We start from the raw sequence: 24,100 nt of genomic DNA on the forward strand, positions 1-24,100 counted from the left end.
AAAAAGCAGATCCAGCGATGCAGCAATGCAGCGACCTGAACAACCATCCATTCGCTGTTTGGTTCCGATGCTTCACCCGAACGGCTTGCGGGTCGGCGTGGCATTGCCGCGCGACCGGAGTGAGTAATAGGCCATTGGAGTGAAGAGGGGGGTCCCGTCAGAACCAAAGAGGCGGGTGGGGAGTTGCTCAGAGGGCTCCGGGAACTTAGGGGCATCCGTCAGAAGGGGACTCAGATCGTGATCAAGAAGGTTATGGCCGGCGCGGCCGTCGCCGCCTCCGTCGTCGGCGTCTCCGCCGCCGCGGCGGCCCCGGCGCTCGCCATCGGCAACGACGGTGGACCCACGTCCGCGAGCGGCAACTTCGCCACCCAGCAGTACGGGAACATGTCGACGTACGGCGACATGAGCCCGCAGATCGCCCTCATCCAGGGCTCTTTCAACAAGCCCTGCATCGCGCTGCCGGCCAAGGCGAACCTCGGCTCCCTCATCGGCCTCGTGCCGATCGGTCTCCAGGACATCAACGTCCTGTCCTCGCCGCAGAACCAGCAGTGTGTCGAGAACTCGACGCAGACGAAGGGCGACGAGCCCCTGTCGCACATCCTGGACAACATCCCGATCCTGTCCGGGAACGGTGTGGCCAACCGCTGAGAAGCCGGCCGACCGGGCCGGCCCACCGCTGAATTCCGCGGTGGGCCGGCCTTTTTCCCGAAAAGCGTGCTACTCCATTCGGGGGAACCCCCGAAACTAATCCAGCTGCCGATGAGTTGAGCAGCTCGGATTCCACCGGTGGAATCCGACTTTCTGGAAAGGCATTAAAATGAAGAAGCTGTGGGCAACCGCTGCTGTAGCGGCGTCCATCGTCGGAGCCACGGCCGCCGCGGCGTCGCCGGCGCTGGCCATCGGTAACGACGACGGCCCGATCTCCTTCAGCGGCAACGGCGCCAGCCAGGCCTTCGGCAACCAGGCGACGAAGGGCGACATGAGCCCCCAGCTGAGCCTGGTCCAGGGCTCGCTGAACAAGCCCTGTGTCGGCCTGCCGCTCAAGGCGAACGTCGGCTCGCTCATCGGCCTCGTGCCGATCGCCGTTCAGGACATCAACGTCCTGTCGTCGCCGCAGAACCAGCAGTGCGTCGAGAACTCGACGCAGGCCAAGGGCGACGAGGCCCTCTCGCACATCCTGGACAACATCCCGATCCTGTCCGGGAACGGCGCGGGCAACCACTGATCCCCGCAGAGGCCCGGCCCCGCGTTCCGTACGCGGCGGCCGGGCCTCTTGGCGTGTCCGGCTCCGTACGGCGCGATGTGCCGGGAAGGTCCGACGGCTGCGGGGGACATGACGCAGAACTTCCCGGCTCCACCATCATCCAGCGGCGCCCCGCCCCGCCGATAGGGCCGAACAGCCCCCTCCCCGGGCCAACCGGCCCTATCCGCGCTTCCATCTTCCGTGCCCCGGGCGGAAGATGGGCAGGTCGGAGGGCTGTCGTAGGCTGCCGAGAGGGAGACCGGACCGGGGAGCACGCGTTGGTCAAGACGACGGACAGTTCGGGACGTTCGGACGAATCGCCGGACGACTGTCCCCGTCGGCCGACCGCCGAACTCGTCCACCCGCCCGCACCGTCCCCGCCGCCGTCCGGCAGCCCGGACCGGATGCGCGAGCTGCTGGACGCCGTGATGAACCTCGGCCACGGGCTCGAACTGCCCGAAGTGCTACGGCGCATGGTCAAAGCGGCGGTCACCCTCACCGACGCGCGGTACGGGGCGCTCGGCGTCGTCGGTGACGGCCAGACGCTCGCGCAGTTCATCTCCGTGGGCATCAGCGACTCCGTCGCGGCGGAGATCGGCCCGACCCCCTGCGGCCGGGGGCTCCTCGGCGAGCTGATGCGCCACCCGGTGCCGCTGCGCCTCACCGACCTCACCACCCACCCCAGCCGCTACGGCTTCCCCGCGCACCACCCCGCGATGCACACCTTCCTGGGGGTGCCCGTCCGGGTGCGCGACGAGGTCTTCGGCAACCTCTACCTCACCGAGAAGCGCGGCGGCGGCGACTTCGACGCGGACGACGAGGCCGTACTGACCACCCTGTCCATCGCCGCCGGGGTCGCCATCGAGAACGCCCGGCTGTACGAGGAGAGCCGCCGCCGGGAGCGGCGCCTCGAAGCGCTGGGCGAGATCACGCGCTCGCTGCTGTCCGGTACGGACGCGGGCGAGGTGCTGCATCTGATCGCGGAACGCGCGATGGAGGTGGCGGGCGCCGACTGCGCCGCCGTCCTCCTGCCGAAACCCGGCACCGCGGACCCGGAGGGCCCGCCGGACGAGGGCGCCGGACCCGCGGACCTGCTGACGGTCGAGGTGGCGCGCGGCCAGGGGGCCGACCGGGTCCGGGGTGTCTCCGTACCGGCCGCCGGCTCGCTCGCCGGGCTGGCCGCCCGTACCGGAACCCCCGTGGCCAGCGCCGACGTACGGTCCGATCCGCGGGCCCATCCGCTCGGTGACGGTGTGGAAGGCAGCCTGGGGCCGGTGGTGGCCGTACCGCTCCAGATCGACACGGGTGCGCTCGGCGCGCTGCGGCTGGGGCGGCTGGCCGGGAGCCCGCCGTTCGACGAAACGGAGATCGAGCTGGTCTCCGGCTTCGCCGACCAGGCCGCGATCGCCCTCGAACTCGCCCGGCGGCGCGCCGAGTCGGAGGAGCTGGCGGTCCTGCACGACCGGGACCGGATCGCCCGGGACCTGCACGATGTCGCGATCCAGCGGCTCTTCGCGACCGGGATGACCCTCCAGAGCACCACCCGTTCCATCGCGGACCGGCCGGCCGCGGCGGAACGGGTCAGCCGGGCCGTGGACGATCTGGACACCACCATCCGCATCATCCGGTCCACGATCTTCGACCTGCGGACGGCGGACCGGCCCGGCCGGTCCGGGCTGCGCCGCCGGATGGCGGAGACCGCGCAGACGGCCGCCCGCGCGCTGGGCTTCCGGCCGGCGCTGCGGATCGAGGGGCCGGTGGACACCAATATCCCGGACGAGCTGGCCGAACAGGTGCTGGCGGTCGCCGCCGAGGCGCTCTCCAACGCGGCCAGACACGCGCGGGCCCGCCGGATCGAGGTCGCGCTGACGGTCGCCGACGACGACACGGTGACGCTGACGGTCACGGACGACGGGGTGGGGATGCGCGGCCCGGCCGGGGACGGCTCGGCCGGGGCCGGCTCGGGTACGGGCGGTGAGCCGCCGCACACCGGCGGGCTGGCGAACATGCGCACCCGGGCCCGGCTCAACGGCGGCGCCCTCACCCTGGAGACCCCCGAGGACGGCGGTACGCGGGTGCGGTGGCGGGTGCCGTTGCCACCGGGGTGAGGCCCGTACGGTGCCGGGTTACGGGCGGGGGCGGTCCGGGCCGTAACCGCTGGGGCCACTGGGACCGCTGTGACCGGGGGCATGACCGGGGGCTGCCTCCCGGGCCCGTACCCGCCCGGCTATCACCGCGGCCTGCACCCGGCGGCCCACGCCGAGTTTGGCCAGGATCGAGGAGATGCGGTTCTTGACGGTCTTCTCCGCCAGGGACAGCCGGTCGGCTATCTCGCGGTTGGTCAGGCCCTCACCGATCAGGTCCAGGATCTGACGCTCCCTCGGCGCGAGCGCGTCCAGCTCGGAGGGCGCCGGTTTCCGCGCGGCGACCGGGCCGCCGCGCCCGCCGCTGTGCGGGCCGGTCCGCGGGCCGGCTTGGGGGCCGCGCAGCCGGGCCATGACCCGTGAGGTCGTACGCGGGTCGAGCATGGAGGTGCCGGCCGCGACGGTGTGTACGGCGGCCACCAGGTCGGCGCCGTTGATCTGCTTCAGCACATAGCCGGCCGCGCCCGCCATGATGGCGTCGAAGAGCGCCTCGTCGTCGTCGAACGACGTCAGCATCAGACAGGCCAGCTCCGGCATGGCGGCGCGCAGTTCGCGGCAGACCTCGATGCCGGCGTGGTCGCCGCCCCGGTCGTCGCCCAGCCGTACGTCCAGCACCGCCACATCGGGCCGGGCGGCGGGCACCCGGGCCAGCGCCTCGCGCGCGTCGGCCGCCTCGCCGACGACCTCGATACCGTCCTCGGCCTCCAGCAGATCGCGCACCCCGCGGCGGACGACCTCGTGGTCGTCGAGAATGAAGACACGCACGGTCGCGGGGGCGGGTGTGGCGGCGCTTGTGGAGGTTGTCGCGGGCGCGACGACGGGGGGCACGGGGGACTCCTTCGTGTTCACCCGACGCTCGCGCGCCGGGTGGGGCGGTCGCGGGTGCTCCAGTATCCCGGTCGGTTCCCGGGGCCGGAAGTGACGAACTTCATGGGGGCCGGAAGAAGCGCGCGTCGGACAGCCGCTACATTGTCGTTGCTGGTAGGAGAGTTGAGGAGATCCACACCTGTGCATGGCCGCCGACTGCCCTCGTGGGCCTGGGTTACCGCGCTGACCGCTGGCGCGCTCGTGGCCGTCACCTTCCTGGCCGTGGAGGCCGGAAACGGGTCACGCCCGACCGCCACCGCACCCACCGCACAGGTCAAACCGACCGCGAGCCCGAGCCCGAAGGCGGCGGCGTCCCCCGGGCTCGGCGAGGACGTGAAGCACCAGGTGCCGACGGCGTCCGGCGAGGGGCGGCGGATCGTGTACTCGCTCGGTGAGCAGCGGGTGTGGCTGGTCGATCCCAACAACAACTACGACGACTCCTTCGCCGTGTGGCCGGGCACGATCAGCCCGGAGAAGGGGTCGTACGCGGTCTCCTTCCGGCGGGACGACGGGGTCGGTTCCGACGGGGTGTCCATCGAGCACATCGTCTACTTCGCGGTGAAGGAAGGCATGTCCATAGCGTTCTCGAACGCGGTGGACGGCGCGGCGCCGAGCCCCGCGCCCGGCGTGAGCACGGGCGGGATACGGGTCGCGACGACGGCGGGCGGCGCGATATGGAAGTTCGGCGCGCTGGGCACGAAGATTTCCGTGGTCGATTAGCCGCCGCGGTCAGGCGTCCTTCTTGTCGCCGGTCAGTTCGGCCGCCAGGAACAGGGCGGAGCCTGCCAGTCCCACGGCGGCGACCCAGAACCGCCAGCCGAAGTCGCCCTTGACGGTGGCTGTCACGACATAGGCGAGCAGCAGGGCCGTGAGCAGCGCGGTCTGCCACGAGGCCCGTGACCACCACACCCGCGGGCCTGACTGCTCGGCCAGCTGGAGCGCGTACACCTCGACCGGTCCGAACTCCTCGGCGGGCGAGCCGCCGGTGGCGGCCAGATGGCCGCGGGCCTCGGCGACCAGCTCGCGGGAGCGGCGGCCCGGCACCTTGTGCCGGCCGGTCAGCAGTCCGCCGAGCAGGCGCAGCCAGTCTTCGGGGTCGGTGGGGTCGGTGGAGCCATCGTGGTTGATGGGGTCGGTGGGGGCTGTCGTGTCCTCCGGGCCGGTTACGGCGGCGGCCGACCTGCGGTTGAGCAGCCACAGCAGCCCGAGCGGGGCGAGCGCCGCCAGGGCGAGGAGCGGCGAGGGGAGCCGGGCCAGCGAAGCGTCCGGCAGCAGGGCGAACGCGGCGAAGGCCCCCGCGATCAGTACGGCGGTCCCGGCGCCCGCGAGGGCGGTGGCCCGGATCCGGCCTGCGGCGTACAGGCCCTTGGCCATCCAGACGGCCTGCACGGTCGCCGCCAGCAGCAGGATCCCGGTCAGGCCCGCCGCGGTGACATGGAACCAGAGGCCGTCGTGCCGCATGACGTTGTACGTGTACACGCCCAGCAGTGCGCTGAGGGTGGTCAGCCCCGCCTTCCAGAAGTCGCCGGGCAGCCGGTCGGACCGGTCCCGCCGGGCCCGTTCCGCGACGGGGACCCGCTCGCGCGCCGTCTGCGCCGCGAACTCGTCCGCCGGGCCGAAGGCGTCCTCGGGGTGCTGGCCCGTCTCGGCGCAGTGCGCGGTGACCTCGGCGAGGATGTCCTCGGTGATCTCGCGTGTCATGCCCGGGGCGAGGGCGAGCCGTAGCTCCAGCCGGTCCAGCCACTGCTGCTCGCTGTTTCCGTCCGTCTCGCCTGTCCCGTCCGTGGGTGTGGGTGTGGGTGTCTTCGTCATCGTTCCCCCTGTTTCAGGTCGGCCATATCGGACGGGTCACGTCTCGCGCGGTGCGTCGGGTGCGGCGGGAGCGGCGTCCAGCAGGCCGGTCATCAGCACCGAGAAGCGGTCCCACTGCGACCGCTGCTCCGCGAACCGCTCCCGGCCCGCGGCAGTGAGGCCGTAGACCTTGCGTCCCGGTCCGCCCTCGCCGGGCTCCCAGGTCGCGGTCACCGTCCCGTCCCGCTCCATCCGGCCCAGTACGGGATAGAGCGCGGCCCCCCGGACCTTGCCGAAACCCCGCTCGTCGAGCCGGCGCGCCAGCGCGTACCCGTGCCCGGCGCCGTCGGTGAGGACCGCGGCCAGGGCGAGTTCGAGCACGCCACGCAGCCAGCCGGTCTGCCAGTCCGCCGGATTCTCCGTCATGCGCCCGCCTTCTCTCCGCTCAGTCGTTGAGTCTATGAGTAGACGGCCTTTTTGACTAGTTGCAATTCTGACTAGTGGGTCCGGGGCGTCCTGGCCGCCCCGCGCGGCCAGCTCCGCCCGGTACTGTGCCGGGATGCTCACCGTGACAACCGTGAATGTGAATGGACTCCGCGCCGCCGCGAAGAAGGGTTTCGTGGAGTGGCTCGCCGGCACCTCCGCCGATGTGGTCTGCCTCCAGGAGGTACGGGCCGAGCCCCATCAGCTGCCCGACGAGGTCCGCGCGCCCGAGGGCTGGCATGTGCTGCACGCGCCGGCCACCGCGAAGGGGCGGGCCGGTGTCTCCGTCTACTCGCGGCGGGAGCCGGACCGTACGCGGATCGGGTTCGGCAGCGAGGAGTTCGACGCGAGCGGGCGGTACGCGGAGATCGAGCTGCCGGGGGTCACGGTCGCCAGCCTCTATCTGCCCTCGGGTGAGGTCGGCACGGAGCGCCAGGACGAGAAGATCCGCTTCATGGACGAGTTCCTGCCGTACCTGGAGCGGCTGCGGGCGAGCGCGGCGGCGGACGGCCGGGAGGTCGTGGTCTGCGGTGACTGGAACATCGCCCACCGGGAGGCCGACCTCAAGAACTGGAAGGCGAACCGCACGTCCTCCGGCTTTCTGCCCGAGGAGCGCGCCTGGCTGGGCCGCGTCTTCGACGAGGCCGGTTACGTCGATGTCGTACGCGCCCAGCACCCGGACCAGGACGGGCCGTACTCGTGGTGGTCGTACCGCGGCCGGGCGTTCGACAACGACGCGGGCTGGCGCATCGACTACCTCGTCAGCTCACCGGGGCTGGCGGACCGCGCGGTCAAGGCGTACGTGGAGCGGGCGGCCAGCCACGCGGAGCGGTGGAGCGACCACGCGCCGGTGACGGCGGTGTTCGAGCTGTAGGTGGGGCGCGGGTGATCGTCTCCGGTGTCGGGTTACGGGCGGCCCAGGCGCAGGCGTACCTCGGTGTCGGCCGGGCCGACGGCGGCCCCGGCGATGACGGTGACCCGCGCGGTCGCGGTGCCCGCCGGGCCGGTGGCGGAGTGGTCGTAGCAGCTCACGGAGTAGGTCCCGTCGGCGGGCGCGGCCAGGGCGAACCGGCCGTCCCCGTCGGTCAGGGCGGCGACGTCCGGCACGGGGACCGGCCCGTCGGTGATGGCCACGCGCACGCCGGGCGCGGGGGCGCCCGCGGCGTCGAGGACGATGCCGCGGATCACCCCCGCGGGGCGGGGAGCTGGGTTTGTCGGGCTCATGGAGTGGTTCTCATGCCTTCCAGGCCACGTAGTTGTCGTAGACCGGGGTCGTGATGCGGGTCCCGGAGTTGACCGTGGCGCCGCCGTAGGCGTGGATCGCGACGCCGTAGCGGTCGCTGCCGTTGATGATGCGGTAGACGGCGCTGCCGCTCTGTCCGCCGTAGGTGTCGATGTCGTAGTAGACCTTGCGGGGACCGACCGAGTCGATCTTGCGGGCGTCGTACCAGAGGGTGCCGTACGGCTTGTCGCCCGGATAGCCCGCGATGTTCCCCACGGAGGCGACCAGATCGGCGTCGGACCACACGCCGAAGCCGAACCAGCCGGTGGTGCTGCCCAGGTCGTTGGGGAGGATGATCGCGCCGTAGTCGTAGTTCTCGTCGCCGTTCGCCGTCCAGCCGTTCACCGAACGGAAGTCGGTGCTGGTGACGGAACCGTAGGGGGCCGAGCCGCCGTTGCGTCCCGCCCACACCGTGATGGAGCGGACCCAGCCGTCGCGGCCGGCGACACCGCTGTTCTTGATGAAGACCACATGCCCGGCGGTGGCGATGGTGTGCGGACCCAGGAACCAGCCGGTGCCGATCCACCGGGATCCGTCGGCCGCCGTGATCTCCAGGAAGCAGTGCACGCGCCACGGGTACACATCGGTGTTCGTGATCTGGACCCGGTCGTCCGGCCCGTGGACGGTCTCCGGCGCGGCCGGCGGACCGAACGACGCCTCGCCGATGTCCCGCAGGGATTCGTCCGGCGCGGGCGGGACCGCTGTGGGCAGCCGGAAGCCGTCCACGGCCTCGACACCCTCGTCGGATCCGCCCGGCGCCAGCCCTTCCGAGCCGGGGGACGGGCCCTCCAGGCGTGGTCGGCCGGGCACGGCCGTGAGCAGGCCCTCGGGCTGATTGGACACCGCTATGTGCAGATCGAGTTCCTGTGGCATCTGAACGTCACCGCTTCCCCGAGTCTTGTCATGAATTGGAGGGGAACACCCCTTCGTCGCGAATATCCCACTCGTTACCAAGTGGCCGGAAGGCGTGGAACGGTAGTGCTCGGGGGCGCGCAGGGTGCGGGGGGTACGGGGGTGTGCGGCGGAGCACTCCGTAGAGATTCACTCTGTGTAGTGGGTGAGGGGTGCCGGGGTATTAATGAGACGGGTGTCTCGGTATTTGGTCATTTCGTGGCCGGAAATGCTCCCTTGTATGTACGATTCCTCCGTTACAGACCTGGCTGCGACGGTGCGCCGGATCGAATCGTCGTCCCCGCACGGACCGGAGCTGGCCTCGTATGTCTTCACCGCAGTTCGATCATGATGTTTGGCAGGCCGCGCGGCGGGACGCCGTGGTGGCGGGCACCGGGAATCTGGCGCTGGTCGAGACGCGCTGGCTGCCGCCCCGGGTGGACGCCGAGGTCGCCTGGAAGCAGGCGCGGGCGGAGGCCGAGGCCGAGGCGGGCGCGGGGGTGACGGTCACCACGGTGCGGCGGACGAATCTGCACACCGGGGAGCCCGAGCACGGGCTGCGCTTCTGGGACGCCGACGCTCCGGCCGTCCGTAACTTCGAGCGGATCGACACGTTCCCGTACCGGGCGGACTGGGTGGTCGAGGCGGGCTTCACACCGGTCGAGGGCGGCCGGCGGGTGCCCTTCGAGCACATCAGGGACAGTGGCGGCAGCCGCGAGCTGGTCGTGCCGGGGGACATCCGGGTGACGATCGACGGTGTCGCGTACGTCCTGTCGGCGTTCGACGACGACGGAACGCTTCTGCTGGTCTTCGGCGACCCGACCAACGGGGTGGACACCTACGGCGCCGGCCGGTTCCTCTTCGTACCGCACGAGTCCGGCAGTTCGACCGTCGTCCTGGACTTCAACCGCGCCTTCGTGCCGCCGTGCGGTTTCTCCGCCCAGTACAACTGTCCGTTGCCGCCGCGGCAGAACCGGATCCATGTGCCCGTCGAGGCGGGCGAGAAGGTTCCGGTTTTCCGCGGCGGCTACACGGTTCACTGAGCGTTTGAGCGACCGATCGGCCGGGTGACCGCGTCCGACCGGGCGACCGAGCACCCGAGCGACTGAGCACCCGTCCCGGCCTACAGCAGGAGAAACAACGTCATGAGATCCACGTCCGCACGGCTTCTCGGCGGCGGCGCCCTCGCCGTCAGCCTCTCCCTCGCCCTCTCCGCCTGCGGCGGGGGCGGCGGGAGCAAGTCCTCCTCGGGCGGCTCCGGTTCGTACGACAAGAACGCGACCATCGGGATCGGATCGCTCTACGAGCCGCAGAACCTCGACAACACCGGGGGCGGCGGCCAGGGCGTGACCGAGGCGCTCAACGGGAACGTCTACGAGGGCCTGTTCAAGCTCACGGACGACGGCAAGGTCGAGAACCTGCTGGCCACCGACTACAAGGTCAGCCCGGACGGCCTCACCTACACCTTCACCCTGCGCAAGGGCGTGAAGTTCCACTCCGGCAAGACCCTCACCTCCGCCGATGTGAAGTACAGCATCGAGAAGGTCCGGGCCAAGGACTCCCAGTCGGCGCGCAAGAGCAGCTTCGACGTGGTGAAGTCGATCACCACCCCGGACGCCGACACGGTGAAGATCGCGCTGTCGTCGAAGTCGATCTCGTTCGTCTACAACCTCAGCTACGTCTGGATCATCAACGCCGACGCCAAGAACCTCAAGACGTCGGAGGACGGCACCGGCCCGTACAAGCTCGACAAGTGGACCCGCGGCTCCGCGCTCAGCCTGGTGCGCTTCCCGGGCTACTGGGGCACGCCCGCCACCAACGAGAAGGTCGTCTTCCACTACTACAAGGACGCGACCGCGCTCAACAACGCGCTGCTCACCAACGCCGTCGACGTGGTGACCAGCGAGCAGAGCCCCGACGCGCTCGACCAGTTCAAGAACAACAGCAACTACAAGGTCAACGACGGCAATTCGACCACCAAGCTGCTGCTGGCCTTCAACGACCGGGTCAAGCCGTTCAACAACGTCGAGGTGCGCAAGGCCGTCACCTCCGCCATCGACAACAAGAAGCTCCTCCAGTCCGTCTGGGGCGACCACGGCACACTGATCGGCTCGATGGTCCCGCCCACCGACCCCTGGTACGAGGATCTGACCAAGGTCAACCCGTACGACGTGGCGCTCGCGAAGAAGGAGCTGGCCAAGGCGGGTTACGCCAAGGGCTTCAGCTTCACGCTCGACACACCGAACTACGACCCGCACCCGACCGCCGCCACCTTCATCAAGTCGGAGCTGGCCAAGGTCGGTATCGATGTCAAGATCAACATCATTACGCCGGACGAGTGGTACACGAAGGTCTACAAGAACCACGACTTCAGCGCGACGCTCCAGGAGCATGTCAACGACCGCGACATCGTCTGGTACGGAAACCCCGACTTCTACTGGGGCTACGACAACAAGCAGGTCACCGAGTGGGTGAAGCAGGCGGAGGAGTCGGACACCACCGAGCAGCAGACGGCCCTGCTGAAGAAGGTCAACACGAAGATCGCGGAGGACGCGGCAAGTGACTGGCTGTACCTCTACCCGCAGATCGTGGTGGCCAACACGAAGCTGTCGGGCTACCCGCTGAACGGGCTGAACTCGCAGTTCTACGCGTACGACATCAAGAAGAGCTGACGCGCGCGCTTCTGCTGATGTGCTGTTCCGCGGGGCGGGCCGGGGCTTTTCGGCTCTCCGGCCCGGTCCCCGGCCGTCCCGCGGAATACCCGCTTCCCCCGATCGGTTCGGTCTCCTGATGCTCTCCTATCTCCTACGGCGGCTGGCCTTCCTCGTCGGCTCGCTCTTCCTGGCCAGCGTGGTGCTCTTCCTGCTGCTGCGGCTGCTGCCGGGCGACCCGGCGAACTCCCTGCTCTCGGTCGGCGCGACCCCGGAGCAGATCGAGGCCGCCCGCCACCAGATAGGGTCCGACCGGCCGCTGCCCGAGCAGTTCGGGCACTGGCTGCACCAGCTGGCCACCTTCGACCTCGGCACCTCCTTCATCAGCTCGCTGCCGGTCGGCCCGGAGATCACCTCCCGGCTGAACGTCACCGTGCCGCTGACGCTGCTGGCCTTCCTGCTGGCCGTGGTGGTCGCCGTACCGGTCGGCTATGTCGCGGCCCTCCGCGCGAACACCCGCTTCGGCACGCTCATCAGCGGGGTCTCCCAGCTCGGTATCGCCGTCCCGGTCTTCTGGGTCGGCATGCTCCTCATCACCGTCTTCGCGCTGCGCCTCGGTGTGCTGCCCGCCGGGGGCTTTCCCCAGGACGGCTGGGCGGAGCCCGGGGAGGCGCTGAGATCGCTGGCGCTGCCGGTCATCACGGTCGCGCTCGTGATGTCCGCGTCGCTCATCCGGTACGTACGCTCCGCCGCCCTGGACGTCCTCGGCAGCGACTACCTCCGTACGGCGCGGGCGCTCGGCTCGTCCTTCACCCGCGCGATGTGGCGGCACGGGCTGCGCAACGGGGCCGTACCGGTGATATCGGTGCTCGGTATCGAGCTGGCGACGACGCTGCTCGGCGCGGTGGTCGTGGAGACGGTGTTCGCGCTGCCGGGGCTGGGGAGCATGCTGGCGCAGGCGGTCGCGCAGCACGACTATCCGGTGGTGCAGGGCGTGCTGTTCGTGTCCACGTTCGCGGTGCTGGTCATCGGGTTCCTCAGCGATATCGCGCAGCGGCTGGTCGATCCGCGGCTGCGCGGCCATCTGGCGTCGGGCCGGATGTCGTCTGGTCGGTTGTCGTCCGGTCGACGGGGGGCGAAGTCGTGATGAGCGACACCACGGTGCGGGACACGGTTACGGAGAAGACCACGCGACGGCGGCGGCGTTCGCCCGCGCTGGTGACCGGGCTCGTCCTCGTCGGGTTCATCGTCCTGATCGCGGTGGTGTCGGCGTTCTGGCTGCCGTATCCGCCCGACGACACCTCCGGCGGCCGGCTCGTGTCGCCCGGGCTCGACCATCTGCTCGGCACGGACAAGCTGGGCCGCGATCTGCTGACGCAGCTGATGAACGGCGCGGGCATCGCCCTGCGGGCCGGGCTCGGCGCGACGGCGATCGGCGCCGGGCTCGGGGTGTGCGCCGGGCTCGCGGCCGGATTCGCCACGCGCTGGCTGGACGACACACTGTCGACGCTGCTGGATGTCCTGATCGCCTTCCCCACCCTGCTGCTGGCCATGCTGATGGTGGCGGCGCGCTCCGCGTCGCTCGGCTCGGCGATCCTGGCGATCGGGTTCGCGATGACGGCGGTGGTAGCCCGGCTGACCAGAGTGCTGGTCAAGCGGGTGCTGGCGCAGGACTACATCACCGCCGCCCGGACCTCGGGCACCTCGTGGCCCCGTATCGTCAGCGCGCATGTACTGCCCAACATCTGGCCGACGCTCGTGGTGAACCTCGCCCTCCAGTTCGGCCTCGCCGTCATGGCCGAGGCGAGCCTGTCGTTCCTGGGGCTCGGCGCGCCGCCGCCGAACGCCTCGTGGGGGCGGATGCTCCAGGAGGCGCAGGCGACCGTCTTCACCGCGCCGACCGGGGTGATCGCGCCGGGCGTACTGCTGGTCATGCTGGTCGTCGGCATGAACCTGATCGCGGACGGACTGCGCGACACGCTCGATCCGACGCGGCGGAGGTCCCGATGAGCGACGTACTGCAAGTTCAGGGGCTCGGTGTCCGTACGGACGACGGGCGGGACCTCGTCTCCGACGTCTCGTTCTCGATCCGGGCCGGGTCCCGGCTCGGGCTGGTCGGGGAGTCCGGTTCGGGCAAGTCGCTGACCGCGCTCGCCGTCATGGGGCTGCTGCCGCGCGGGATGAGCGCGTCGGGCAGCATCCGGCTGAGGCCCTCGGCCGCCGGGCCGGCCGCCGAGGTCGTCGGCGCGTCCGAACAGCGGCTGAACGGGCTGCGCGGCAGCGCGGCCACCGTCGTCTTCCAGGAGCCGCTGACCGCCCTCGACCCGCTGATGCGGGCCGGGCACCAGATCGCGGAGGCCCTGCGGCTGACCCATGGGCGCGGGCTGCGCGGTCCCGCGCTGCGGCGGGCGGTGACGGACGCGCTCGACCGCGTACGACTGCCCGAGCCCGACCGGATCGCCCGCGCGTATCCGCACGAGATCTCCGGGGGCCAGCGCCAGCGGGTCGCCCTCGCCATGGCCCTGGCCCGGGAACCGGCGCTGCTGATCGCGGACGAGCCGACCACCGCGCTGGATGTCACCGTGCAGTCGGAGGTGCTCGCGCTGCTGGACGGGCTGGTCGCCGAGCGGGGGATGGCGCTGCTCTTCATCAGCCACGATCTGGCGGTGGTCTCGGCCGTGACCGACCATGTCCTGGTGCTCAAGGACGGGTCGGCGGTCGAGTCGGGCACCGTGGACGACATCGTGCGGCGGCCGTCGCATCCGTACACCCGGGACCTGGTGGGGAGCGCCCGGCACCTCGAAAGCGCGCTGGAACGGATTGTCCGATGACGTCAGATGCTCCGATGGTTCCCTCCGCGGCCCCTTCCGCGGCCCCCGTTCTGGCCGCCGATGACGCGGGGTTCGCGTACCGCGGCGCGCCGCCCGTGCTGCACGGTGTCTCGCTCGACATCACGGCGGGACGGAGCGTCGGTCTGGTCGGTGAGTCGGGCGCGGGGAAGACGACCGTGCTGCGGCTGCTGCTCGGTCTGACCCGGCCCACCAGCGGGCGGATCCTCTTCGACGGCGCCGAACTGCGGCTGCGCGACCGGGAGCAGATGCGGCGCTTCCGGCGGGGTGTGCAGAGTGTGTTCCAGGACCCGTACTCGTCGCTGGATCCACGGCAGCGGGTGGGCAGGATCGTCTCGGAGCCGCTGCGGTCGCTGGGGCTCGCGCCGGAGGCCGGTCTTGTACGGGGTGTGCGGGGCGCGCGTGGGGATGATCCCCGGGTCGGGGCTGCGCTGGAGGCAGTCGGGCTGCCGGCGGAGGTGGCGGGGCGCTACCCGCACGAGTTCTCCGGCGGTCAGCGCCAGCGCATCGCGATCGCGCGGGCGACGGTCTGCGATCCGCGTGTGCTGCTGGCCGACGAGCCGGTCAGCGCGCTCGATGTGACCACGCGCGTCCGGATCGTCGATCTGCTGATCGAGCTGAAGGAGACCCGCGGGCTGACCATCGCGATGGTCTCGCACGATCTGTCGGTGGTGGCCGCGCTCTGCGAGTGGACGGTGGTGCTGGAGCACGGGCGGGTGGTGGAGCAGGGTGACACCGCCGGGGTGCTGGGGGCGCCGTCGCATCCGTACACGCGGCAACTGCTGGCGAGCGTACCGAGGTTGCCGGCGGCGGACGCGTCGTAACAGGGGCCCTCAGGCGTCCGGGGCTTCGGCGGCTTCCGCGGTTTCGGCGGCTTCTGCGCGGAGGTGGCGGTCCAGGGCGAGTGACACCTCCGCCGTCACCACGCTCTGGGCCAGGGGCCTGAGTTTGGCCGGGTCCGTGCCCGGGATGTGGTCGCGGAGGACCGCGGCGAATATGGCGGCCAGCGCGTCCGTATGGACCCGGACGCTCCGGCCCGCTTCGAGGACCGCCGCGAGCGGTACGCCCTCCCGTACCAGCGCCGTCGAGACGTCCAGCAGCCGGCGGCTGACGTGCACGATGTCCGGGCCGTCCGTGGCGAGATAGCCGAGGTCGAGGGCGGCGGCGAGGTTCGCGGGGGTGACCTCGCCCTCGAAGTGGTCGGCCAGCTCCTCGGGGGAGAGCCGGACCGGGGTCTCCTCGAAGTCGGCGCCCAGGCCCAGGACTTCGCCGATGTCCCGGCCGGTCTCGATGGTGGCGGCGAGGTCGGCGATGCCGTTCAGGGTGTGGCCGCGCTCCAGGAGGGCGGCGATCGTACGGAGCCGGGCCAGGTGCCCGTCGTCGTACCAGGCGATGCGGCCCTCGCGGCGGGGCGGCCGGATCAGCCCGCGCTCGCGGTAGAAGCGCACGGTGCGGACGGTGATGCCGGCTTCCCGGGCCAGCTCGGCCATGCGGTACTCGCGGACCGCCGTGTCCTGCTCCCGTCGCTGCCCCTCTTCCATGCCGGGCAGCTTATGTCGTACGCGTCGTACCGCGGGTAACTTGCCCCGGTCCGACCCCTACCCATCAGTACGGTGCTGCTCTACGCTCCGAATTGCGCCAGTGATCGCTGGCGCGTTCTTGCTCGGTGGGTGGGTCAGGAGGCGGTATGGGTCAGCATGTACGTGTCGCGGTGATCGGATCCGGATTCGGCGGCCTGGGGGCGGCCGTGCGGCTGCGACGGGAGGGGATCACCGACTTCGTCGTACTGGAACGGGCCGGTTCCGTCGGCGGCGCCTGGCGCGACAACAGCTATCCGGGCTGCGCCTGCGACGTACCCTCGCACCTCTACTCCTTCTCCTTCGCGCCCAACCCCGACTGGCCGCGCACCTTCTCCGGGCAGCGCCACATCCGCGCGTATCTGGAACACGTCGCCGACACCTTCGGGCTCCGGCCGCATCTCCGCTTCCACCACGAGGTGCTGCTGATGCGCTGGGACAACGACGCCCTGCGCTGGGAGATCGAGACCACGGGCGGCACCACACTCACCGCTGATGTGGTCGTCTCCGCGTCCGGTCCGCTCTCCGATCCGAAGGTCCCGGAGATACCGGGGCTCGCGGAGTTCCCGGGGAAGGTCTTCCACTCCGCGCGCTGGGACCACGGCTACGACCTGCGCGGCAAGCGCGTCGCCGTCGTCGGTACGGGCGCCTCGGCCATACAGATCGTCCCCGCCATCCAGCCCGAGGTGTCCCGGCTGACGCTCTTCCAGCGGACCGCGCCCTGGGTGCTGCCACGCGCCGACCGGGCGATCACGGCGGCCGAGCGGCGGCTGCACCGGGCGCTGCCCGTGACCGCCGCGCTGCGCCGTCAACTGCTCTGGTCGGTGCGGGAGTTGCAGGTCCAGGCGTTCACCAAGCGGCCGAAGGAACTCGGTCTGGTCGAGACCCTCGCGAAGGCCAATATCGCGCGGTCGGTCAAGGACCCGGCGCTCCGGGCCAGGCTGACGCCCTCGTACCGCATCGGCTGCAAGCGGATCCTGCTCTCCAGCTCGTACTATCCGGCGCTCGCGCGGCCCAATGTGCAGGTGGTCGACGGCGGGCTGGCCGAGGTGCGCGGTTCGACACTGGTCGGTGCGGACGGTACGGAGGTGGAGGCCGACGCGATCGTCTTCGGCACCGGATTCCATGTGACGGACATGCCGATCGCGGAGCGGGTGATCGGCGCGGACGGGATCACCCTCGCGGAGGTGTGGAAGGGCGGTGTGACATCGCTGCGCGGCGCGACCGCCGCCGGATTCCCCAACTGGATGACGATCGTCGGCCCGAACACCGGGCTGGGAAACTCCTCGATGGTCCTGATGATCGAGTCCCATCTGAACTATCTTGCCGACTATCTACGGCAGTTGGACGGACTGGGCGGCCGGGACGCGGGCCGGGGGCGGGTGGCGCTGGTGCCCCGGGCGGCGGCCGTGCGCGGCTGGAACGAACGGGTGCAGCGCCGGATGGAACGCACGGTGTGGAACACCGGCGGCTGCACCAGCTGGTATCTCGACGAGAGCGGTCACAACACCACACTCTGGCCGGGCACGACGGCCGAGTTCCGGCGGGCGACGCGGGAGGTGAACCTCGCGGAGTACGAGGTGATCCGGGCGGCGGGGTCCGCGCGGGGCACCGAGCGGGAGAAGGAGGCGGTTCAGTGAGCGGGTCGGTGAACGGTTCGGGGAGCGGGTCGGTGAACGGGGCGGCAGGGCGCGGGCGCCAGGCGCGGCGCCCGGGGCGTCCGTACATCCCCAAGGAGCGGGAGGTGGCCGTCACTTCGGCCGACGGCACCCGGATACACGCGGAGATCCACGGCGAGGACGGCCGGCCCGCCGTCGTCCTCGCGCACGGCTGGACCTGCTCCATCCAGTACTGGGCGGCGCAGCTCGCGGATCTCGCGGTCGACCACCGGGTGATCGTCTACGACCTGCGCGGACACGGCCGTTCGCCGGTACCGGCCAATCCGGGCGGACGGGGCGGACCGGGCGCGTTCTCGGTCGACGCGCTGGCCGACGACCTCGAAGCGGTGCTCGCCGCGACCCTCGCGCCCGGCGAGAAGGCGGTGGTGGTCGGCCACTCGATGGGCGGTATGACGGTGATGGCCGCCGCCCGCAGACCCGTCTTCCGGGAGCACGCGGCGGCCGTTCTCCTCTGCAACACGGGCAGTTCGCGGCTGGTCACCGACATGGCGGTCGTACCGCTGCGCGCCGGGCGGGCACGCGACCGGATCACCCGGAGCATCCTCGGCACACGGCTGCCGCTGGGCCCGGTCACACCGCTCTCGAAGCGGCTGCTGCGGTACGGGACGATGGGCCCCGGTACGGCGCCGGAGCGCGTCACGGCGTGCGCGCGCATCGTGCAAGCCTGTCCCACGGTGACCCGGGCGGGGTGGGCGAGGGTGCTGGACGGGCTCGATCTCGACGCGAACGTACCGGAGTTGAAGGTGCCGACCTCCGTACTGGCCGGGGCGGCGGACCGGATGACCCCGCCCGCGATGTCACGGTCGCTGGCCGCCGCGCTGCCCGAGTGTGTCGGGCTGACCGTGCTGACGGGCGTGGGGCACATGGGGCCGGTGGAGGCGCCGGAGGCCGTGGGCGAGGCGATACGGGAGCTGACGGCGGCGCATCTCGGGGCGAAGGAGGACACGGCGTGAGCACGAAGAACCGAACCACGACGAACCGGACACTGCCGCTTACGGGCCGCCCGCGCGGCTTCCGCGACCTCGACGGACAGGTCGCCGTTGTCACCGGCGCCGCGCGCGGGGTCGGTGAGCTGCTGGCGCGCAAGCTCTCGGCGCGGGGCGCGCGGGTGGCGCTCGTGGGCCTGGAGGAGGACGAGCTGAAGCGTGTCGCCGGGCGGCTGCACGCGGAGGGTGGCCACTGGTACGCGGATGTCACGGACGACGCCGCGATGACCCGGGTCGCGGGCGAGGTGCAGGAACGCTTCGGCCGGGTCGACATCGTCGTGGCGAACGCGGGTGTGGCGGCGGGCGGCCCCTTCGAGGACTCGGACCCGGCCGCGTGGCGCCGGGTCGTCGAGGTCAATCTGATCGGGGGCGCGGTGACGGCGCGGGCGTTCCTGCCGTATCTGCGCCGCAGCCGCGGCTACTTCCTCCAGATAGCCTCGCTCGCCGCGATCACGCCGGCGCCGCTGATGACGGCGTACTGCGCGTCCAAGTCCGGCGTCGAGGCGTTCGCGCACAGCCTGCGCGGCGAGGTCGCGCACCAGGGCGTACGTGTCGGCGTCGGCTATCTGTCCTGGACGGACACCGACATGGTGCGCGGCGCCGACGAGGACGAGGCGCTGCGCGAACTGCGCGCCCGGCTGCCCTGGCCGGCGAACCGTACGTACCCGCTCGGCCCCGCGGTGGACCGTATCGTCGCCGGCATAGAGCGGCGCGCGCCGCATGTGTACGCGCAGTGGTGGCTGCGCGGTATGCAGGGCGTACGGGGCTATGTGCCCGGCGTCGTCGCCACCGCCGGACAGCGCGAGATGCGCCTCTTCGAAGCGCGCCTCGCGGGCCGTCCGGGGGGCGCGGGCGCGGGCGTGCGCAGGGGGCTGGTGGGCGCGGGCGGCGCGGCGGACGAACGGGGGCGCACGCTCCGTAACTGATCGCACCTTGATCGAAATGCGTGGAATGTCGCGCCGTGTCAGTCTGATCGAGGCCCCACCCCGCATCCGGGGTTCCGGGCCTCATCCCAAGGCTCCACAACTTCAGGAGTGACATTCCATGGGCATTTCCGACCAGTTCAAGGACAAGGCACAGCAGCTCGCCGACCAGGCCAAGGCCAAGATGGACGAGAACAAGGACCCGTCAAAGGCCAAGGACCGCGCGCAGGACGCCCGCGACCAGGGCCAGTCGAGGGCCCAGGACGCCCGCGACGAAGCGGAAGACCGCTTCGACCACTGACACGGCGCCGCTGAGACGGTCCTGGAAAGGCGCACCCGGCCCGCCGGGTGCGCCTTTCGGTGTGTCCTCCGGCGTGTCCGCCCGGGGCGACCGGCTCGGGCCCTGCGGCTCGGGCCCCGCGGGTGGCGGATGAGGCTGTCAGGCGATAGCCGCGATGTCCCCGTCATCGAAATAGATGGCCTGATGCAGACGCCCACCCAAAGCCACAGCGAATCGAGCGATGACGTCTTGGCCGGAGACGTGTCCGCGCTCGATTTGTGACACACGCCCCTTGGTGACGCCCATACGGTCGGCCACGTCCTGCTGGGTCAGCCCTCGGGACCGCCGTAGTTCCGCCAGGCGGCGGCCAGTTGTCTCCGCGAGAAGCTGCTCCTTGCCCGCCTGTACAGCCTCCTCGCCTCCGGCGCGGGCAACATGCTCAGCGCGAATGTCCTGCCAGCGCGTGTAGCCGCTCACGATCGTCCTCCTTCTTTCTGGGCTCGTTCCTTCACGTAGGTCTCATAGCGCTCTTCGGCCAGCGGAATCGCTTCCCGGTACCACTCGTTCCACCGCCCCGCTTTGTCTCCCGCCACCAGCAGAATGCTGCAGCGCCACGGATCGAAGGCGAACAAGATGCGCACCGTTCCGGGGCGCAGTTCCTTCATATTCGCCATCGTCGAGCCATGGATGGTGTCGACCAGTGGACGCCCGAGCCCCGGGCCTCCCTCCGACAGGGCATCCAGTGCCTGCACCACTCGTGCATGCGCCAGGTCGTCGAGGCCATCGATCCAGTCGCGCACCTCGTCGACCAGGAAGATCTCCCACTCGCTGTCCATACGTCCAAGTATAGTGAAAGCTATACCTTCGGGAGTCAACCGCTGTCGCGGCACCGGTGGTGTCACATTGGTTGGGTGCGTGGGGGGAGTGGTGGGCGGCGGAGGTTGGGGACTGCGTTGTAGTCGGGTGGGGTGGCGGCCGGGGTGCCGGCCAGGAGGTCCAGGGCCATCCAGACCGCGTCGTCCAGTTGGGCGTGGCGGCCCTCGGCCCAGTCGAGGGGGGTGCGCAGGGCTTCGACGTCCGGGGCGACGCCGTGGTTCTCGATGGACCAGCCGTACGCGTCGAACCAGGCCGCGTTCATCGGCACCGTGATCACCGTGCCGTCGACCAGGCGGTGGCGGCCCGTCATGCCGACCACGCCGCCCCAGGTGCGCTGGCCGACGACCGGGCCCAGGCCGAGCAGCTTGAAGGCGGCGGTGATCATGTCGCCGTCGGAGGCGGTCGCCTCGTCGGCCAGTGCGACGACCGGGCCGCGTGGGGCGTTCGAGGCGTACGAGACGGGCTGGGCGTCGCGGGTCAGGTCCCAGCCGATGATGCGGCGGCTGAGCTTCTCGACGACCAGTTCGCTGATATGGCCGCCCGCGTTGCCCCGGACGTCCACGATCAGCGCCGGGCGCGAGACCTCCAGCCGTAGATCCCGGTTGAACTGCGCCCAGCCGGAGCCGCCCATGTCGGGGATGTGCAGATAGCCGCACCGGCCGCCGCTGATCTCCCGTACCGCCTCGCGGCGTTTGGACACCCAGTCCTGGTAGCGCAGCGGCCGTTCGTCGATCAGCGGGACCACCGCGACGCGCCGGGGCCGGTCCTCGCGGGTCTCGCGGCCCTCGCGCGCCGCCGGGCGGAAGGTCAGCTCCACCGTCGTGCCCCCGGCGGCGGAGAGCAGGGGATACGGGCCGGTCAGCGGGTCCACCGCCCGCCCGTCCACATGCGTGAGCACCGCGCCCTCGCGGATGCCCGTACCCGCCAGCGGCGAGCGCGCCCGGGAGTCCGAGGAGTCGCCGGGCAGGATGCGCTTCACCGTCCATTCGCCCTCCCGGCAAACGAGGTTGGCGCCCAGCAGCCCCATCGCCCGCTGGTAGTGCGCCGGGCCCTCGTTGCGCCTCGCCGGTGTGACGTACGCGTGCGACGTGCCCAGCTCGCCGAGGACCTCGCGCAGCAGATCGGCGAACTCGTCGGGGGAGGCGACGCGTTCGACCAGCGGCCGGTACTGGTCGAGGACCCCGTCCCAGTCGATGCCGCACATCCGCGGCTCCCAGAAGTACGCGCGGATGATCCGCCCCGCCTCCGCGTACGCCTGCCGCCACTCCGCCTCCGGATCGACGTCGTGCAGGATGCGCCGGGGATCGAGGAAGACCGTCGTATCGAGGTCGCCCAGCTCGGTCGCGGGTACGGCGCGCAGCTCGCCGTCGTCCACGACCACCAGCCTGCTCCCGTCGCCGCTCGTCGCGAACCAGTCCAGATGCGCGACGAGTTCGCTCTTGCGCGCCTTCGCGATGTCGAAGTGCTCCAGCGTCGGCCGCCCGGACATGTCCGCCGGGTTCGCGAACGTCTCACCCAGCGCGCCCGAGATCGGCCAGCGCAGCCAGACCAGCCCCCCGCCGCTGACCGGGCGCAGCGCCGAGTACTTCGACGCGGTCACGGGGAACGGCGTGACCCGGTCCGGCAGCCCCTCGACCTCGACCGTGACCGTACCCTCGCCGTCCTCACCGAGCGTCGGATCGAGCCCGCCCGCGGCCGGCCGGCCGTCGGGGGAGAGCGCGAAGGGCGACGGGGTCGCGGAGGAGAGCGGCACGAGGTACGGGCGGCAGCCCAGCGGGAAGGACAGGGCGCCGGTGTGCACGTCGTAGACCGGGTCGAAGCCGCGCCAGGAGAGGAAGGCGAGATAGCGGCCGTCGCTGGTGAAGACGGGGTTCTCGTCCTCGAAACGGCCGTTGGTGACATCGACGACGGTACGGGCGAAGCTGCCGGCGATCTTGGCGAGCTTGATCTGGCGCAGCGAGCGGCCGATACCGGGGTGGGACCAGGTGAGCCAGCCGCCGTCGGGGGAGAAGGCGAGGTCGGTGACGGGGCCGTTGATGGAGCGGATGAGTTCGGTGACGGGATCGGGGGTTGGGATTGGGGTTGGATCGGGGGTGGGGGGCTGCGCTTCTTCCGAAGGCTCGGGCGGCGCCTCTGGCTCGGGCGGCTCCTGGGGTTCTTGTGGCTCCTGGGGCTCGGGGGGCTTTGGCGGCTCGGGCTGCTCGGGTGCCTCCGGCTCCACCGGCGTCCCCACATCCCCGTCCGCCACATCGATCAGCAGCAGCCGCCCGTCGTGCGACGCGATCGCGATCCGTTCCCCGTCCGGGTCCGCGACCATCTCCAGTACGCGGCCCAGCCGCCCGGACGCCAGTCTGCGCGGGGCGCGGTCGCCGCTCGCGCGCGGGAGGTACGCGATCTCGACGGCGTCCTCGCCGTCCGCGTCCGTGACGTACGCGACCTGGCCGCCGCTGCCGAGCATCACCGGGTTTCTGACCCGTACGCCCGGGGTGTCCGCGATGGTGCGGGCGGGGCCGTCGCGGTGGGTGAGCCAGTAGAGGCTGCCGCGTACGGAGACGGCGCTCGCGCGGCCCGTCAGGTCCACCGAGAGGCCGTCGATGTGCCGGCCGGCGGGCACCTGATAGCCGCGCCGGCCCGCGCGCGGGCCCCCGAGCCGTACGTCCAGCCTGCGCGGCCGGGAGTCCGGGGTCAGGGTGTCGACCAGCCAGAGGTCGCCCGCGCACTGGTAGACGACCCGGTGGCCGTCGGAGGCGGCGTGGCGGGCGTAGAAGGCGTCGTGGTCGGTGTGGCGGGTGAGGTCCGTACCGTCGGGGAGGCAGGAGTAGAGGTTCCCTACGCCCTCGTGGTCGGAGAGGAACGCGATGCGCCCGGCCACGAACATCGGCGAGTCGAGATGCCCGCCGATGTCCGGGAGCAGCCGCTCCCCGTGCAGCCAGAGGCGGCCGGTCGCGCCGCCCCGGTAGCGCTTCCAGGCGGCGGGCTCGTGCGGCGGCTTGCCGGTGAGCAGGAGCGTACGGCGCTCACCGTCGAGGTCCGCGACGGCGATGTCCGTCACCGGGCCCCAGGGCAGCGCGCCGCCGGGGGAGCCGTCGAGGGGCAGGCTGTACGCCCAGGCGAAGTACGAGAAGGGCTGGCCGTGCGAGGAGACGGCGAGGATCTGCGGCTCGCCGTCCGTACGGTCGCCGGGGGTCCAGCCGCAGACGCGGGTGTCGGTGGCGCCCCAGTACGTCAGCCGCCGCGCGGGGCCGCCGCCGACGGGCGCGAGGTGGATCTCGGGGTCGAGGCTGCGCCAGCTCGTATAGGCGATGTGCCGCCCGTCGGGCGAGAAGCGGGGATGGCCGAGCCGGGTCCGGTCCGCCGTCACCCGCCAGGCCCGGCCGGGTTCCTCCCCGGCCCCGGGGAGCGGGGCGACCCAGAGGTCGTCCTCGGCGACGAAGCACAGGGAGTCGCCGTGCAGGTGCGGGAAGCGAAGGTACGCGGTCTCGTCACTCACCTCCCCCATGCTGCACTCGTCGGGGGTGCCGCGCCTCTTGAACGCGGGTTCTGGTGCGGTCCGCCGGGCGGGGAGACCGGGGGCCGGG

Annotated in this window: 24 protein-coding genes; 15 read left to right on the forward strand and 9 right to left on the reverse strand. The window is 71.3% G+C overall.

All coding sequences use genetic code 11. The features are described 5' to 3' along the window. Window positions 1–237: 237 nt before the first annotated feature. The 3 genes from DVK44_RS20375 (at window position 238) to DVK44_RS20385 (ending at window position 3,351) form a co-directional block, all read left to right on the forward strand. A complete protein-coding gene (locus DVK44_RS20375; RefSeq protein ID WP_114660944.1) occupies window positions 238–648 on the forward strand; it encodes a rodlin in 411 nt (136 codons plus the stop codon). A 169-nt stretch (window positions 649–817) separates the two neighbouring features. Next, entirely contained in the window at window positions 818–1,225 is a 408-nt protein-coding gene (locus DVK44_RS20380) for a rodlin (protein WP_114660945.1), read from the forward strand. Between the two features lie 422 nt (window positions 1,226–1,647). Next, a complete protein-coding gene (locus DVK44_RS20385) occupies window positions 1,648–3,351 on the forward strand; it encodes a sensor histidine kinase (RefSeq protein WP_114665306.1) in 1,704 nt (567 codons plus the stop codon). A gap of 18 nt (window positions 3,352–3,369) precedes the next feature. Here the strand turns inward: DVK44_RS20385 and DVK44_RS20390 are convergent, their stop codons facing one another. Next, window positions 3,370–4,215, reverse strand: coding sequence for a response regulator (locus DVK44_RS20390; protein ID WP_114660946.1), 846 nt, complete (start codon window positions 4,213–4,215; stop codon window positions 3,370–3,372). Window positions 4,216–4,395: 180 nt separating this feature from the next. Here DVK44_RS20390 and DVK44_RS20395 point away from each other — a divergent pair, with 180 nt between their 5' ends. Next, window positions 4,396–4,974, forward strand: coding sequence for a hypothetical protein (locus DVK44_RS20395; protein ID WP_228447281.1), 579 nt, complete (start codon window positions 4,396–4,398; stop codon window positions 4,972–4,974). Between the two features lie 9 nt (window positions 4,975–4,983). On the opposite strand, the gene DVK44_RS20400 is transcribed toward DVK44_RS20395, so the two are convergent. Then, window positions 4,984–6,066, reverse strand: coding sequence for a hypothetical protein (locus DVK44_RS20400; RefSeq protein WP_114660947.1), 1,083 nt, complete (start codon window positions 6,064–6,066; stop codon window positions 4,984–4,986). Window positions 6,067–6,102: 36 nt separating this feature from the next. Then, window positions 6,103–6,471 carry a PadR family transcriptional regulator gene (locus tag DVK44_RS20405; RefSeq protein WP_114660948.1) on the reverse strand — a complete coding sequence of 123 codons (369 nt, stop codon included), beginning with the start codon at window positions 6,469–6,471 and terminating at the stop codon, window positions 6,103–6,105. 133 nt (window positions 6,472–6,604) lie between these two features. On the opposite strand from DVK44_RS20405, the gene DVK44_RS20410 reads away from it, so the two are divergent. Then, window positions 6,605–7,402, forward strand: a complete 798-nt coding sequence (locus DVK44_RS20410; RefSeq protein ID WP_114660949.1) for an exodeoxyribonuclease III — start codon at window positions 6,605–6,607, stop codon at window positions 7,400–7,402. 32 nt (window positions 7,403–7,434) lie between these two features. On the opposite strand, the gene DVK44_RS20415 is transcribed toward DVK44_RS20410, so the two are convergent. Both DVK44_RS20415 and DVK44_RS20420 read right to left on the reverse strand, forming a co-directional pair. Continuing rightward, on the reverse strand, window positions 7,435–7,752 hold the full coding sequence (locus DVK44_RS20415) for a carboxypeptidase-like regulatory domain-containing protein (RefSeq protein ID WP_114660950.1): 318 nt from the start codon (window positions 7,750–7,752) through the stop codon (window positions 7,435–7,437). A 10-nt stretch (window positions 7,753–7,762) separates the two neighbouring features. Continuing rightward, window positions 7,763–8,683: a trypsin-like serine peptidase gene (locus DVK44_RS20420; protein WP_114660951.1), complete on the reverse strand. Its 921-nt coding sequence runs from the start codon at window positions 8,681–8,683 to the stop codon at window positions 7,763–7,765. Window positions 8,684–9,027: 344 nt separating this feature from the next. Here DVK44_RS20420 and DVK44_RS20425 point away from each other — a divergent pair, with 344 nt between their 5' ends. From DVK44_RS20425 to DVK44_RS20450, 6 genes are all read left to right on the forward strand, one after another. Beyond that, window positions 9,028–9,744, forward strand: a complete 717-nt coding sequence (locus DVK44_RS20425) for a DUF1684 domain-containing protein (RefSeq protein WP_114660952.1) — start codon at window positions 9,028–9,030, stop codon at window positions 9,742–9,744. A 102-nt stretch (window positions 9,745–9,846) separates the two neighbouring features. Next, window positions 9,847–11,373, forward strand: coding sequence for an ABC transporter substrate-binding protein (locus tag DVK44_RS20430; protein ID WP_114660953.1), 1,527 nt, complete (start codon window positions 9,847–9,849; stop codon window positions 11,371–11,373). A 118-nt stretch (window positions 11,374–11,491) separates the two neighbouring features. After that, window positions 11,492–12,499 (forward strand): ABC transporter permease, encoded by a 1,008-nt coding sequence (locus DVK44_RS20435; RefSeq protein WP_114660954.1) that lies wholly within the window; start codon window positions 11,492–11,494, stop codon window positions 12,497–12,499. Next, complete coding sequence (locus tag DVK44_RS20440; protein WP_114660955.1) at window positions 12,499–13,362, forward strand: ABC transporter permease; 864 nt, start codon at window positions 12,499–12,501, stop codon at window positions 13,360–13,362. Before DVK44_RS20435 ends, DVK44_RS20440 begins: the two co-directional genes overlap by 1 nt. After that, window positions 13,359–14,183, forward strand: coding sequence for an ATP-binding cassette domain-containing protein (locus DVK44_RS20445; protein WP_114660956.1), 825 nt, complete (start codon window positions 13,359–13,361; stop codon window positions 14,181–14,183). Before DVK44_RS20440 ends, DVK44_RS20445 begins: the two co-directional genes overlap by 4 nt. Then, complete coding sequence (locus DVK44_RS20450) at window positions 14,180–15,025, forward strand: ABC transporter ATP-binding protein (RefSeq protein ID WP_228447282.1); 846 nt, start codon at window positions 14,180–14,182, stop codon at window positions 15,023–15,025. The genes DVK44_RS20445 and DVK44_RS20450 overlap by 4 nt, the downstream gene beginning before the upstream one ends. A gap of 9 nt (window positions 15,026–15,034) precedes the next feature. Here DVK44_RS20450 and DVK44_RS20455 read toward each other — a convergent pair whose 3' ends face one another. Then, window positions 15,035–15,691 (reverse strand): MerR family transcriptional regulator, encoded by a 657-nt coding sequence (locus DVK44_RS20455; RefSeq protein WP_114665308.1) that lies wholly within the window; start codon window positions 15,689–15,691, stop codon window positions 15,035–15,037. Between the two features lie 197 nt (window positions 15,692–15,888). Here DVK44_RS20455 and DVK44_RS20460 point away from each other — a divergent pair, with 197 nt between their 5' ends. From DVK44_RS20460 to DVK44_RS20475, 4 genes are all read left to right on the forward strand, one after another. Beyond that, entirely contained in the window at window positions 15,889–17,418 is a 1,530-nt protein-coding gene (locus DVK44_RS20460) for a flavin-containing monooxygenase (protein ID WP_114660958.1), read from the forward strand. A 104-nt stretch (window positions 17,419–17,522) separates the two neighbouring features. Continuing rightward, window positions 17,523–18,410 carry an alpha/beta fold hydrolase gene (locus DVK44_RS20465; RefSeq protein WP_228447283.1) on the forward strand — a complete coding sequence of 296 codons (888 nt, stop codon included), beginning with the start codon at window positions 17,523–17,525 and terminating at the stop codon, window positions 18,408–18,410. Window positions 18,411–18,442: 32 nt separating this feature from the next. Further along, complete coding sequence (locus DVK44_RS20470) at window positions 18,443–19,369, forward strand: SDR family oxidoreductase (protein WP_114665309.1); 927 nt, start codon at window positions 18,443–18,445, stop codon at window positions 19,367–19,369. Between the two features lie 118 nt (window positions 19,370–19,487). Beyond that, on the forward strand, window positions 19,488–19,667 hold the full coding sequence (locus DVK44_RS20475) for a hypothetical protein (protein ID WP_114660959.1): 180 nt from the start codon (window positions 19,488–19,490) through the stop codon (window positions 19,665–19,667). A gap of 138 nt (window positions 19,668–19,805) precedes the next feature. On the opposite strand, the gene DVK44_RS20480 is transcribed toward DVK44_RS20475, so the two are convergent. The 3 genes from DVK44_RS20480 to DVK44_RS20490 form a co-directional block, all read right to left on the reverse strand. Beyond that, window positions 19,806–20,123 carry a helix-turn-helix domain-containing protein gene (locus DVK44_RS20480; protein WP_114660960.1) on the reverse strand — a complete coding sequence of 106 codons (318 nt, stop codon included), beginning with the start codon at window positions 20,121–20,123 and terminating at the stop codon, window positions 19,806–19,808. Continuing rightward, window positions 20,120–20,482 (reverse strand): type II toxin-antitoxin system RelE/ParE family toxin, encoded by a 363-nt coding sequence (locus DVK44_RS20485; RefSeq protein ID WP_114660961.1) that lies wholly within the window; start codon window positions 20,480–20,482, stop codon window positions 20,120–20,122. Before DVK44_RS20485 ends, DVK44_RS20480 begins: the two co-directional genes overlap by 4 nt. Before the next feature lie 62 nt (window positions 20,483–20,544). Further along, a complete protein-coding gene (locus DVK44_RS20490; protein WP_114665311.1) occupies window positions 20,545–24,012 on the reverse strand; it encodes a S41 family peptidase in 3,468 nt (1,155 codons plus the stop codon). Window positions 24,013–24,100 lie beyond the last annotated feature (88 nt).

The organism is Streptomyces paludis, from assembly GCF_003344965.1.
Taxonomy (GTDB): Bacteria; Actinomycetota; Actinomycetes; order Streptomycetales; family Streptomycetaceae; genus Streptomyces; species Streptomyces paludis.

Coding starts and splice junctions, on each gene's coding strand:
- DVK44_RS20380 (WP_114660945.1), top strand. CDS start 818: ATGAAGAAGCTGTGGGCAACCGCTGCTGTAGCGGCGTCCATCGTCGGA.
- DVK44_RS20385 (WP_114665306.1), top strand. CDS start 1,648: ATGCGCGAGCTGCTGGACGCCGTGATGAACCTCGGCCACGGGCTCGAA.
- DVK44_RS20400 (WP_114660947.1), bottom strand. CDS start 6,066: ATGACGAAGACACCCACACCCACACCCACGGACGGGACAGGCGAGACG.
- DVK44_RS20405 (WP_114660948.1), bottom strand. CDS start 6,471: ATGACGGAGAATCCGGCGGACTGGCAGACCGGCTGGCTGCGTGGCGTG.
- DVK44_RS20410 (WP_114660949.1), top strand. CDS start 6,605: ATGCTCACCGTGACAACCGTGAATGTGAATGGACTCCGCGCCGCCGCG.
- DVK44_RS20415 (WP_114660950.1), bottom strand. CDS start 7,752: ATGAGCCCGACAAACCCAGCTCCCCGCCCCGCGGGGGTGATCCGCGGC.
- DVK44_RS20420 (WP_114660951.1), bottom strand. CDS start 8,683: ATGCCACAGGAACTCGATCTGCACATAGCGGTGTCCAATCAGCCCGAG.
- DVK44_RS20425 (WP_114660952.1), top strand. CDS start 9,028: ATGTCTTCACCGCAGTTCGATCATGATGTTTGGCAGGCCGCGCGGCGG.
- DVK44_RS20430 (WP_114660953.1), top strand. CDS start 9,847: ATGAGATCCACGTCCGCACGGCTTCTCGGCGGCGGCGCCCTCGCCGTC.
- DVK44_RS20435 (WP_114660954.1), top strand. CDS start 11,492: ATGCTCTCCTATCTCCTACGGCGGCTGGCCTTCCTCGTCGGCTCGCTC.
- DVK44_RS20440 (WP_114660955.1), top strand. CDS start 12,499: ATGAGCGACACCACGGTGCGGGACACGGTTACGGAGAAGACCACGCGA.
- DVK44_RS20445 (WP_114660956.1), top strand. CDS start 13,359: ATGAGCGACGTACTGCAAGTTCAGGGGCTCGGTGTCCGTACGGACGAC.
- DVK44_RS20450 (WP_228447282.1), top strand. CDS start 14,180: ATGACGTCAGATGCTCCGATGGTTCCCTCCGCGGCCCCTTCCGCGGCC.
- DVK44_RS20455 (WP_114665308.1), bottom strand. CDS start 15,691: ATGGCCGAGCTGGCCCGGGAAGCCGGCATCACCGTCCGCACCGTGCGC.
- DVK44_RS20460 (WP_114660958.1), top strand. CDS start 15,889: ATGGGTCAGCATGTACGTGTCGCGGTGATCGGATCCGGATTCGGCGGC.
- DVK44_RS20475 (WP_114660959.1), top strand. CDS start 19,488: ATGGGCATTTCCGACCAGTTCAAGGACAAGGCACAGCAGCTCGCCGAC.
- DVK44_RS20485 (WP_114660961.1), bottom strand. CDS start 20,482: ATGGACAGCGAGTGGGAGATCTTCCTGGTCGACGAGGTGCGCGACTGG.